Source organism: Dongia sp. (genome assembly GCF_041909655.1).
Taxonomy (GTDB): domain Bacteria; phylum Pseudomonadota; class Alphaproteobacteria; order Dongiales; family Dongiaceae; genus Dongia.
This window is the reverse complement of record NZ_JAYRDA010000003.1, coordinates 508,627-520,261: the sequence shown is the minus strand read 5'-3', so window position 1 is coordinate 520,261 and position 11,635 is coordinate 508,627. Positions and strand designations below refer to the sequence as shown.

Below are 11,635 nucleotides of genomic sequence, written 5' to 3'. Positions count from 1 at the left end.
GCGCCTTCCGCCCTGTGACGCGGGGGTCTAGGTCTTCAAAGAACGCCCTCCCTTCGCGGGACGGACTGGAAATGGAGACCAAATTGAAGACCCTCAGCGCCCATCCGGAAGCCGCCGCGGTAGCGGCACCCCATCGATCCGTCACCGGAGCACTCGCTGCCCTGTCGCTGGCCATGCTGCTGTCGTCGCTGGGCACCAGCATCGCCAATGTCGGCCTGCCGAGCCTGGCAACGGCCTTCGGCGCCAGCTTCCAGGCGGTGCAATGGATCGTCATCGCCTATCTGCTGGCCATCACCACGCTCATCGTCAGCGTGGGGCGGTTGGGCGACATCATCGGCCGGCGCCGGCTGCTGCTCTATGGCCTGCTGTTGTTCACCTTGGCCTCGGGATTGAGCGGGATGGCGCCGCAATTGGGATGGCTGATCGCCGCGCGGGCGCTGCAAGGCCTGGGGGCGGCGATCATGATGGCGCTGGCCATGGCCCTGGTCGGCGAGAGCGTGCCCAAGGCGAAGACCGGCAGCGCCATGGGCTGGCTCGGCACCACCTCGGCGATCGGCACCGCGCTGGGGCCGTCTTTGGGCGGTGTGCTGATCGCGGTTCTGGGCTGGCAGGCGATCTTTCTGGTCAATCTGCCGCTGGGCATCGCCGCCTTCTATCTGGCCTGGCGCTATCTGCCGGCGGATGACCGGAAACCGGCGGGTGGGCGCGTGGCCTTCGACCGTCTGGGGACGTTGCTGCTGGCACTCACTTTGGCCGCCTATGCGCTGGCCATGACGCTGGGGCGCGGCGATTTCGGGGGGCTCAATCTGGCTCTGCTGGCGGCGGCGGCCCTCGGCGCCGGTCTTTTTCTGTTCAGCCAGGCGCGCCTCGCCTCGCCCCTCATAAAGCTGGCGGCGTTCCGCCAGGCGGGGTTGAGCGCCAGCCTGGCCATGAACGCGCTGGTCTCGACCGTGATGATGGCGACGCTGGTGGTGGGGCCGTTCTATCTGGCCCGCAGCCTGGGGCTCAACGCGGCGCTGGTCGGTTTCGTGCTGGCGATCGGCCCCATCGTCTCGGCCCTCACCGGCGTGCCGGCCGGGCGTCTGGTCGACCGGATGGGGGCCTCCGCCATCATCCTCGGCGGCCTCGGCGCCATGGGGATGGGCGCGCTGGGCCTGGCCTTGCTGCCCGGGTTGTTCGGCCTTGCCGGCTATGTCGCCGCCATCGCGATCCTGACGCCGGGTTATCAACTGTTCCAGGCGGCCAACAACACCGCCGTCATGCGGGATGTCGACCCGGCACAACGGGGTGTCATTTCGGGCATGCTCAATCTGGCCCGCAATCTGGGGCTCATTACCGGCGCCTCGTTCATGGGCGCGGTCTTTGCCTTGGCATCTGGGGAAGGCGACGTCGCCATCGCCGATCCCGTTTCGGTCGCGGGCGGCATGCGCATCACCTTCCTGGTGGCGGCGGGGATGACCGTGGCGGCGCTTGGCATAGCCCTCGGCGGGCGCGTGTTTCGACGTCGCGGCGCCTGAGCGGGGATCGTGCGGTGGAGGGCCCGCTGCCGGGCCCTCTTTGCCGGTCTAGATCGTGTGCAGATTGCCGGTCAGCCAGAGCACGACCAGGACAATGAGCACGAGGCCCAGCACGCCGCCCAGCCCGGTGCCGCCGAAATTCCGGTGCGCATAATAGCCGCCGCCACCGCCGAAGAGGACGAGCAGCAGGATGATGATCAAAAGCGTGCTCATGGGTTCTCTTTCAAAAAAATTGTTTCAAGACGACAACCGGGCTCAGCCGTCAAAGGTTCCCGTCGCTGCGGGGCGCCGGGTGGAGGGGGCCGGCGAGAACGCCACAAGAGATTTGATAACCCAATGATAAAGCTGTGATTTTCCGGAACTAACCGATCCCCGCCCCGCCCGTTAGGGGGTTGTTAAGATGCTCAAGGGACAATTTACCCATGGAGCGAATACTGGAAACCACACGGGTCCTGGACGAGGTACCGGCGGCTGCCGGCGCGGAAGCGGCGCAGATTGCCGAATGCCATGACAGTCTTGTGACCCTCTATACCTACTGGAACGAGAAGCGGGCCCTGCGCGAGATGCCGGGGCGCGCCGATATCGATCCGGCGGATCTCAAAGCGCTGCTGCCCCTTCTCTGCCTCATCGACCTGGTGCCGGACGAGCGGCGCTATGTCTATCGCCTGGTGGGGACGCGCGATGTGGAGATGCGTGGCAAGGACCCGACGGGCAAGGCCGTGGGCGAGGCCTATTACGCGGAATCGGCGGAATCGACCACGAATTATTTGGACCAGGTCGTGAGCACGCGCCGGCCGGTGCTCTATCGCGGCACCTACCAGCCCTTTCCGACGCGGGTCGAGACCGGCGAGGTTTTGTTCCTGCCGCTGTCGCAGGACGGCAGCGCGATCAACATGATCATGCTCTACAGCCACACCTTGTGGTTCAAGGACGAGCGCCCGCAGCCGATGATCCGCAAAAGGGCGTAAGTGCGAGCCGTCAATTGCATTGTCATCCCCCCATACCGTCGGCGTAGGCCGACATAGATCGGCTGGGGCGGGGGATCCACGAGTTATTTTCATCGCTTGCCGGCAAACTCGTGGATGGCCCGACTAAATCGGGCCATGACAACAAGAGCAGTTCCATAACAATAATAGCGTCGACGGGACGAGCTAGTTAATCGATCCATGGATCCCCCGTTCAGGCCGGGGATGACAAGCGAGGAGTGGTGTTACTCCGTGACCACCGGTTCGAGATCACGCAGGGCCCGGGCCATGCGGGTGACGCGGTCAGCAACCGAGCCGTTGGGCGTTTCGAGATAGGGGGCGTGGGTCGCATCCCAGCCGGGCACACCCTTCATGTCGGGAAGCTGATGGGCGATGCCCTTGTGGCAATCGATGCAGGTCTTTTCCCCCGAGGCGAGATAGGTGGAATGGGCGGATGCCGCGCGGGTGTTCTGGCGCGTGAAATCCATATATTCGAAATCGTGGCAGTTGCGGCATTCCAGCGAATCGTTGGCCTTCAACCGCGTCCATTCGTGTTCGGCGAGTTCGCGGCGCTTATCGAGGAACTTCTCGCGGGTCGAGATGGTGCCGAAGATCTTGCCCCAGACCTCCTTCGAGGCCTGCATCTTGCGCGCGATCTTGTCGGTCCATTTATGCGGCACATGGCAATCCGGGCAGGTCGCGCGCACGCCGGAGCGGTTGGTGAAATGGATGGTCGATTGCAGCTCGGCATAGACGTTGTCGCGCATCTCGTGGCACGAGATGCAGAAGGTCTCGGTATTGGTGAGCTCGAGGGCCGTGTTGAAGCCGCCCCAGAAGACGATGCCGGCCAGGAACCCGCCGATGGTGAGGAAGCCCAAGCTGTAATGCACGCTGGGGCGCAGCAGGACGAACCAGATGTCCCTGACCAGCCGCCAGCCCCAGTTCCAAAGACGCCGGATCATGGCAGGGGCGATCATGGGTTGGGCTCCTCGCCTTCCTTCTCACGGAAGGCACGCAGGATCTCCTCGATCGGCATGAACTGGTTCTCGACCAGATCCGGGGCTTCCGATTGCGTCACATGGCATTGGGTGCAGAAATAGCGGCGCGGCGTCACGGTTGCCAGGACCTGGCCCTCGCGGTCCATGAAATGGGTGATGCTGATCATCGGCGCCTGGGATTGCGCGGTGAATTCGCGCGTGTGGCAGGTCATGCATTTATTGGCGTTGAGCGTAATCGGATAGTCGCGGATGTTGTGCGGGATCACCGGCGGCTGTTCCGGGTAATTTCGGGCGCGCCTTTTGTCGTCGTTCACTTCCTTGTAGACGGGCGGGGGTGCCGCTTCCTCGGTGGGCGCCACGGCGCCGCGCAGTGGTGTCACCACCGCATCCTGTGCCAGAGCAATACCGGCAAGGCCGCAGATGGCAGCCGCCAGCGTTATGACAAGACGCGCCCTCATGACATCACCTTTTCGACACGGACCGCGCATTTCTTGAAATCGGTCTGTTTGGAAATGGGATCGGTCGCGTCCAGCGTCACCTTGTTGATGAGGCGGCCCTCGTCGAACCAGGGGACGAAGATGAGTCCGCGGGGCGGCTTGTTGCGCCCCCGGGTCTCGACACGGACACGGATCTCGCCGCGCCGGGAGATGACCTTAACCTCGTCGCCACGCCGCACATCGCGCTTCTTGGCATCCTCGGGATGCATGTAGCAGAGCGCGTTGGGAACGGCGCGGTTAAGCTCCGGCACGCGCCTTGTCATCGAGCCGGAATGCCAATGTTCGAGCACGCGCCCCGTGGAGAGCCACATGTCGTATTCCTCGTCGGGGGCTTCCGCCGCCGGCTCGTAGGGGAGCGCGAAGATCAGCGCCTTCTTGTCCTTGTAGCCGTAGAACTGAACCTCGCTCCCCGCTTCCACATAAGGGTCGAGGCCTTCGCGGTAGCGCCAGCGGGTTTCCTCGCCATTCACCACCGGCCAGCGCAAGCCGCGCACCTTGTGATAGGTGTCGAAGGGCGCGAGGTCATGGCCATGGCCGCGGCCGAAACCGGCATATTCCTCGAACAGGCCTTTCTGCACATAGAAGCCGAAGGCCTCGGATTCGTGATTGCCGTAGCCTTCCTCGATCTCGCTCACCGGATATTTATTGGTGGTGCCGTTGGCAAAGAGCACGTCGAAGAGCGACTTCCCCTTGAATTGCGGGTTGGCATCGAGGAATTCCGCCGGCCAGACCTCCTCCATCGTGAAGCGGGTGGAGAATTCCATGATCTGCCAGAGATCCGAGCGGGATTCGCCGGGCGCCGTCACCAATTGGTGCCAGAAATGGGTGCGGCGTTCGGCATTCCCATAGGCACCTTCCTTCTCGACCCACATGGCGGTGGGAAGGATGAGATCGGCGGCCATGGCGGTCACGGTCGGATAGGCATCGGAGACGGTGATGAAGTTTTCCGGGTTGCGATAGCCGGGCCAGCCTTCCTCGTTCATGTTGGCCCCGGCCTGCATGTTGTTGTTGACCTGGACCCAATAGGCGTTGAGCTTGCCGTCCTTCAGCATGCGGTTCTGCAGCACGGCGTGATAGCCGGGCTTTTCCGGGATGGTGCCGTCGGGAAGCTGCCAGATTTCTTCGGCATGTTTCCGGTGCTCAGGGTTGGTCACCACCATGTCGGCGGGGAGGCGATGGCTGAACGTGCCCACCTCGCGCGCGGTGCCGCAGGCCGAAGGCTGGCCGGTGAGGGAGAAAGGCGAATTGCCGGGCTCGGAGATTTTACCGGTCAAGAGATGGATGTTGTAGACCATGTTGTTGCACCAGACACCGCGCGTGTGCTGGTTGAAGCCCATGGTCCAGAAGGACATCACCTTGATGCCGGGATCGGCATAAAGTTCGGCCAGTTCGAGGAGGCGTTCCTTGGGCACGCCGCTCATTTCCGCCACCTTGTCGACATCGTAATCGGCGACGAAGGCGGCGAATTCCTCGAAAGTCATCGGCACCGAATCATTGGCGTCCTTGGCATGCGTCGCCGGCGCTTCGCGCGGATGATCCGGGCGGAGGCCATAGCCGATATCGGTAACGCCGCGGCGGAAGGTGGTGTGCTTCTCGACGAAGGCCTTGTTGACGCGGTCGGTCGAGATGATGTGATGGGCGATGAAATTGAGGATGGCGAGATCGGTCTGCGGCGTGAACACCATCGGGATGTCGGCGAGATCGAAACTCCGATGCTCGAAGGTCGACATGACCGCGACCTTGACATGCGGGTTGGAGAGGCGCCGGTCCGCGACACGGGTCCAGAGGATGGGATGCATCTCGGCCATGTTGGAGCCCCAGAGCACGAAGGCATCGGCGGCCTCGATGTCGTCATAGCAGCCCATCGGCTCGTCCATGCCGAAGGTGCGCATGAAGCCCACCGCCGCCGAGGCCATGCAATGGCGCGCATTGGGATCGAGATTGTTGGAGCGGAAGCCGGCCTTCATCAGCTTCAAGGCCGCGTAACCTTCCCACACGGTCCATTGGCCGGAACCGAACATGCCGACCGCCGTCGGGCCTTTCTCCTTGATGACGCGCTTCCATTGCGCGGCCATTTCGTCGAAGGCGCGTTCCCAACTCACCGGCTGGAACGCGCCGTCCTTGGCATAGACGCCGTCCTTCATGCGCAGCAAGGGCTGCGTCAGGCGGTCGGCGCCATACATGATCTTCGAGAGGAAGTAGCCCTTGACGCAATTGAGGCCGCGATTGACCTCGGCATGGATGTCGCCATGGGTGGCGACCACCTGGTTGTCGCGCACCGCCACCATGACGCCGCAGCCGGTGCCGCAGAAGCGGCAGGGCGCCTTCGACCATTCGAGCCTGGCCTCGTCGCCGGGGATGATACCATTGGCCGCCTGGACGGCGGGGATGCCGGCGACGGTCGCGGCGATGGCGGCGGCCTTGGCCTTGATCGCCTGACGGCGGGTGAGTTTCAACATCTTAAGTCTCCTCTGGCGGAGATGAATCGATCTCGTGATAGATCAGCGAGGTGGCAACGATGCCCGGCATCTCGTTGATCGCCGTGATATGGGCGAGGATGTCGCCCTCGGAGGGTGTCTCCAGCACGACGACGAGCTTGCCTTCGCTGCTCTCGCCGTGAATCTCGGCGCCGGCCAGGGCGGCGATGCGCGCAACGGCCGCCGCCTGACAATCCGGGCGCACATGCACGACAATGCTGGAGATGTGAGTCTCATGCGGCATGCGTGGATTCCGTCATTACGAATGCGATAGCCTCGGCGGGACAGGGCGCCTGGCAGGCGCCGCAGCCGGTGCATAGATCAAGATCGATCACGGGTTGCGCCACGCGGGCCGCGCCATAGGTGAAGTGAATGGCGTTGTCGCCGCAGGCATCCTTGCAGCTTTGGCACATCACGCCTTCATGAGTGAGGCAGGTTTCCTTCACCAAAGCGCGCCAGGTCCAGGACGCGGCGGCGTTGCGATCTTCGGGGGCGAGGAAAGCAGGCTCCGCGCAGCTTTCGGCACAGGCGCCGCAGAAGGTGCAGGCATTCTGGCCCTGGGTGAAATCGACCGTCGCCAATTGATCGGCATCAAGCTTGAGGATGGATTCCGGACAAGCGGTGAGGCAATCGCCGCAGCCGGTGCAGGCGGCGGCGAAATCCATCTCGCCCAGCGACCAGGGCGGCCGCATGGCACGCGGACGCAAAGCGGGCGCGCCGAAGAGAAAGGCGCGGCGCGATCTATCGATGCCGCTCTTGTTCATGACATTACGCTCACGACCCCGGCGGGCCGGTGAAGATCTGATAGATCCAGATCAGGAAGCCGTAGCCGCCGACAAAAGCCACGGCCAGAAAGGGTGCGAGGAAGATGGTGAGAAAGAGAAAGGTGAGCGTTTCGCTGCGGTGACGAGAGCGCCCCGCGGGGGTGGGCGCATGGCCGGCCGGATCCGAAACACTCATCTGGCTCTCCTGACAGTCACAGGTTGGCGCGATTTTCTCGGCTTTTCTGTTAATCAGTATATTAGATGCAGCTAATTAGTAAAGATGCCTTGCCTTCTCGCGCGTGCGACGCAATAGCGCTGCGGCCTCGTTTTCCGAGCGTTCAGCCGGCGAAGGCCTGATCGATCGCCGCCAGCAATTCGGCGCGGGTAAAAGGCTTGGCGAGGACGGCGCGGGCACCGAGATGCTGGGCGCTCAGCAGCACATCCTTGCCGACGGCATGGCCGCCGCCCGACATGGCGACGATAGGCAGATCGGGAAAGGTGTTGCGGACCGACATGATGATCTCCATCCCTTCCACATTCGGCATCAGGATATCGGTGATAAGCAGATCGACCGGCTCGGCCAGCAAATGATCGATGAGGTTCACGCCCGAAGTCAAGGCGGTACAGCGATAGGCGCTGCCATCCAGCATCCGCGTCACCATCAAACCGATGGCGGCATTGTCATCAATGACGATCACTTTCTTCATCTTTAACCAAACCTTCGCGTTTTCGACATTTATTCCTTCATTGCTCTGCGTCCAAGAGTGCACGCAGCCGGCGCGCAAGATCGGCCTTGCGGAACGGCTTCAACAACAGATCGAGCCCCTCGATGTCGTGGAAGCCGTTGGCCGCGGCACGCGCGGTGTAACCGGAGGTCAACAGGATCTTGATGCGCGGATAGAGCCGGTGCGCCTCGCGCGCAAGCTCGGTCCCGGTCATGCCGCCCGGCATGACGATGTCGCTGAAGATGAGCTGGATCTCGGGATGCGCGGCCAGCATGGCGAGCGCACCCCTGGCATTCTCCGCCTCCAGCGTCCGGTAGCCGAAATCGGCGAGCTGCTTCACGGTGACGGCGCGAAGATCGGCGCGGTCCTCGACCACCAGCACACATTCGGCGCCGGCGGGCGGTGCCTCGGTGGCGGCATGGGCGGCCGTCATGCTGGGCGTGCCGGCGCGCGGGAAATAGAGCTTCACGCTGGTGCCGTGGCCGAGCTCGCTATAGAGCTTGATATGGCCGCCCGATTGCTTGACGAAGCCATAGACCATGCTGAGGCCGAGGCCGGTCCCCTTCTCGACATCCTTCGTGGTGAAGAAGGGCTCGAAGCAGTGTTCGATCACCTCGGGCGACATGCCGATTCCGGTATCGCTGACCGCCAATTGCACGTAATCGCCCGGCACGATTTCGGCGTGGTGGGCGGCGTATTCCGCGTCGAGCGGGGTGTTCATCGTCTCGATGGTGAGCTTGCCGCCCTTGGGCATGGCATCGCGGGCATTGATGGCGAGATTGAGCACCGCCTCGTCGACCTGCGCCGCGTCCGCCATGGCCGGCCAGAGATTGTCGCCGGGATGCAGCTCGACCTCGATATGATCGCCCAGAATCCGGCGCAGCATGGCGGCGATCTGCGGCAGGCTGTGATTGAGATCGATCGAGGTGGGCTGCAGTGGCTGGGTGCGCGAAAAAGCCAGCAGCCGCCGGGTGAGCTCGGCCCCCTTCAAGGCGCCGTTCAATGCCTCGCCGATCAACTCGCGCTGCGCGGAATCGAGGGCCGCGCCTTCCAGCGCCATATCGAGATTGCCGATGACGACACTCAGGAGATTGTTGAAATCATGCGCGATGCCACCGGTCAATTGACCGATCGCCTCCATCTTCACCGCCTGGCGGAGCTGCTGCTCCATCGTCTTCTTCTCGGTGATGTCCTCGGAGAAGCCCAGCAGATATTCCGGCTTTCCGTCCGGATCCATCACCGGGACCTTGATCGTGCGCAGGATACGCTGGCCCTGGTAGCGCGTGTCGATCGGTTCCTCGGTGGTCAAGGCGGGAATGCCAGCTTCCAGCACGGCGCGATCATTGGCGACGAAATGGTCGGCCTGTTCCCTGGGGAAGAAATCGTAATCGGTCTTGCCGAGGAATGTTTCACTGGGATAGCCGAGCAATTCCTCGCCGGCGCGGTTGAACAGCACGAAGCGGCAATCGGGATAGGATTTCACGAACAGCATGCCGGGGAGGTTGTCGACCACGGCGTCGAGAAAGCGCTTCGTGCTGCGCAATTGGTCGATGATGCCCTGCTGACGGCGGATGAATTCCTTGCGGTCTTCGCCTTCCGCCTGCAGGCGCATGGATTCGGTTACGTCCTCGACGCGGTGAATGAGCCAGGCGATCTCGCCCGCGGCGTTGAGGACCGGCGTATTGAGCGGCGCCCAATAGCGCGTCTCGAAGCCGTCGCCCTCGGCATCGGGACGGCGGATGTCGTATTTCTGGATCGGCATCACGTCGGGGCGGCGGAATTGCAGCGCGCGCACCAGCGAGGCCCGGAGATTGCGCACGCCATCGGCCGCCGGGTCGTCGGGATTGTCGGGGAAAACGTCAAAGAGCTGACGCCCGATGACGGCATCACGCTGGATCAGTGTCGCCCGGCAATAGGCATCGCTCGCCGCCACGATGCGCAGGCTGGGGGTCAGCACCAGATAAAGATCGGGCGCGCCTTCGAAAAGCGCACGGAAATCGAGAACAGGTGCCGCCGGTTCCGCGACAGGCATCGTGACGGCAGGCATCGCGACGCCAGGCGGGGCGACAGGAAGGTCGTCTGTCATCTGAACCGCCTCGCGAGCAGTGGGATGGGCAGAGCGCAACTATCGGTGACCCTGATTAGGACCCAAAATTGGTTAACAAAAGATAACGATTTAACAAGCGAGCGGTTCCATCTCTTGACGTGACGCGGCTCGCGGTCCTATCACTCGACCTGATGGTTCCCCGACGGATGAAGTCCAGGGGATTAATAGGGAACACGGTGCGGACGACCCAGATAGGGGCCAAAACCGTGACTGCCCCCGCAACTGTAAGCGGATAGCGATGCGCCGCCCATAAGCCACTGGATCCAGAAGACCGGATCCGGGAAGGCCGGTGCAAAGCCAAGACCCGCGAGTCAGGAGACCTGCCATCGAGACGTGATGATGCAACCGGGCGGGGTGCCCGAAGGGAGCATTGACGATGGCTATGTCCTTTTCACGCCGGGAAACCGGCAATCCTGCCTGCAATCCATCAAAACGTCCGGTCCCGGGCCGGCGCCCGTGATCCTCACATCCGGCATCGGCCAAAAGCTGCGCAGCAGCCGGTTGATATCGTTCTATTATATATGTAATGTTATAACATTACATAATCATTCAAGGGGATTGCAGATGAAGAAGATCGTGTTCGGCGGGGCGGCTCTGGCCGCCGGCCTGTTCGGTGTCGTCCAGCCGGTATTGGCGGAAGCCACGCAATATCCGCTGACCCTCACCAATTGCGGCGAAGTGGTGACCTTCGAGAAGGCGCCTGGCCGCGCCGTCACCATCGGGCAGAACAGCACCGAGATCCTGATGTGGCTGGGTCTCTCCGAAAAGATCGTCGGTACCGCCGTCTGGTTCGGCAAGGTACCGCCGGAATTCGAGGCGGCGAATGCCGGGATCCCGCGCCTTGCCGATAACGATCCCAGCTTCGAAAGTGTGATCGCCCGGCAGCCGGAATTGGTCGCGGCGCAGTTCGAATGGCATGTCGGTCCCAATGGTGCCGTCGCCAAGCGCGCGCAATTCCACGATCTCGGCATCCCCAGCTATGTCTCGCCGGCCGATTGCACGGCGAAGGACAATAGCGTGGGCGGCGACGGTGTCCGCGTCGAGATGTTCACGATGGACCTCATCTATCAGGAGATCACGGAATTAGCGGCGATCTTCGACGTGCAGGATCGCGGCGCGGAACTGGTGCGCGAATTGAAGGCGCGCGAAGCGGCGGCGAAGGCGAAAGTGGCCGGTGCCGCGCAAGACATCACCATGGCCTTCTGGTTCTCGAGCCCCGAGGTGAAGGGCGAAGCCTATATCGGCGGCAAGAACGGTGCGCCCGCCTATATCATGGAGACGCTGGGCGCTCGGAACGTGATCGAGACCCAAGAGGAATGGCCGCTGGTCAGCTGGGAAACCATCGCCGGCAAGAACCCGGCCGTGCTGGTGCTGGGCGAGATGGATCGCCGCCGCTACGGCGCCGACGATGTCAATGTGAAGATCGACTTCCTGAGAACCGACCCCGTGGCGCGTGAACTCGATGCCGTCAAGCAACAGCATTGGGTCGTGCTGCCGGCGCAATCCATGAGCACCACGATCCGCACCATCGACGGGATCGAGATGCTGGCCGATGCGATCCAGCGCTTCGGGTTGGTGAATTGAA

At 62.9% G+C, this 11,635-nt stretch carries 12 protein-coding genes and 1 riboswitch; of the genes, 3 read left to right on the top strand and 9 right to left on the bottom strand.

Annotation, left to right across the window (positions count from 1 at the left end):
• The first annotated feature begins 83 nt into the window (after positions 1–83).
• Positions 84–1,517, top strand: a complete 1,434-nt coding sequence (locus ACE3PR_RS08720) for an MFS transporter (RefSeq protein WP_374370646.1) — start codon at positions 84–86, stop codon at positions 1,515–1,517.
• Positions 1,518–1,565: 48 nt separating this feature from the next.
• Here ACE3PR_RS08720 and ACE3PR_RS08715 read toward each other — a convergent pair whose 3' ends face one another.
• On the bottom strand, positions 1,566–1,730 hold the full coding sequence (locus ACE3PR_RS08715; RefSeq protein WP_374370643.1) for a DUF3309 family protein: 165 nt from the start codon (positions 1,728–1,730) through the stop codon (positions 1,566–1,568).
• A gap of 209 nt (positions 1,731–1,939) precedes the next feature.
• Between ACE3PR_RS08715 and ACE3PR_RS08710 the strand changes: the two genes are divergently transcribed.
• Positions 1,940–2,485 carry a PAS domain-containing protein gene (locus tag ACE3PR_RS08710; protein WP_374370640.1) on the top strand — a complete coding sequence of 182 codons (546 nt, stop codon included), beginning with the start codon at positions 1,940–1,942 and terminating at the stop codon, positions 2,483–2,485.
• A gap of 242 nt (positions 2,486–2,727) precedes the next feature.
• On the opposite strand, the gene ACE3PR_RS08705 is transcribed toward ACE3PR_RS08710, so the two are convergent.
• The 8 genes from ACE3PR_RS08705 to ACE3PR_RS08670 all read right to left on the bottom strand — a co-directional run bounded on the left by ACE3PR_RS08705 (position 2,728) and on the right by ACE3PR_RS08670 (position 10,029).
• Positions 2,728–3,444, bottom strand: coding sequence for a cytochrome c3 family protein (locus tag ACE3PR_RS08705; protein WP_374370782.1), 717 nt, complete (start codon positions 3,442–3,444; stop codon positions 2,728–2,730).
• 11 nt (positions 3,445–3,455) lie between these two features.
• On the bottom strand, positions 3,456–3,938 hold the full coding sequence (locus ACE3PR_RS08700) for a nitrate reductase cytochrome c-type subunit (protein WP_374370637.1): 483 nt from the start codon (positions 3,936–3,938) through the stop codon (positions 3,456–3,458).
• The gene (gene napA, locus ACE3PR_RS08695) at positions 3,935–6,433 is read right to left on the bottom strand and encodes a periplasmic nitrate reductase subunit alpha (protein ID WP_374370780.1); all 2,499 of its coding nucleotides are present in this window, start codon (positions 6,431–6,433) and stop codon (positions 3,935–3,937) included. The genes ACE3PR_RS08700 and napA overlap by 4 nt, the downstream gene beginning before the upstream one ends.
• 4 nt (positions 6,434–6,437) lie before the next feature.
• The gene (locus tag ACE3PR_RS08690; protein ID WP_374370634.1) at positions 6,438–6,698 is read right to left on the bottom strand and encodes a chaperone NapD; all 261 of its coding nucleotides are present in this window, start codon (positions 6,696–6,698) and stop codon (positions 6,438–6,440) included.
• Positions 6,688–7,218, bottom strand: coding sequence for a ferredoxin-type protein NapF (napF, locus tag ACE3PR_RS08685; RefSeq protein WP_374370631.1), 531 nt, complete (start codon positions 7,216–7,218; stop codon positions 6,688–6,690). The genes ACE3PR_RS08690 and napF overlap by 11 nt, the downstream gene beginning before the upstream one ends.
• Positions 7,219–7,228: 10 nt before the next feature.
• Complete coding sequence (gene napE, locus ACE3PR_RS08680; RefSeq protein WP_374370628.1) at positions 7,229–7,414, bottom strand: periplasmic nitrate reductase, NapE protein; 186 nt, start codon at positions 7,412–7,414, stop codon at positions 7,229–7,231.
• 142 nt (positions 7,415–7,556) lie between these two features.
• The gene (locus ACE3PR_RS08675) at positions 7,557–7,925 is read right to left on the bottom strand and encodes a response regulator (RefSeq protein WP_374370626.1); all 369 of its coding nucleotides are present in this window, start codon (positions 7,923–7,925) and stop codon (positions 7,557–7,559) included.
• Positions 7,926–7,962: 37 nt separating this feature from the next.
• A complete protein-coding gene (locus ACE3PR_RS08670) occupies positions 7,963–10,029 on the bottom strand; it encodes a PAS domain-containing protein (RefSeq protein ID WP_374370624.1) in 2,067 nt (688 codons plus the stop codon).
• Between the two features lie 136 nt (positions 10,030–10,165).
• Positions 10,166–10,393: riboswitch (cobalamin riboswitch) on the top strand.
• 221 nt (positions 10,394–10,614) lie between these two features.
• Here ACE3PR_RS08670 and ACE3PR_RS08665 point away from each other — a divergent pair.
• Entirely contained in the window at positions 10,615–11,634 is a 1,020-nt protein-coding gene (locus ACE3PR_RS08665; RefSeq protein ID WP_374370621.1) for an ABC transporter substrate-binding protein, read from the top strand.
• Position 11,635: the final 1 nt, after the last annotated feature.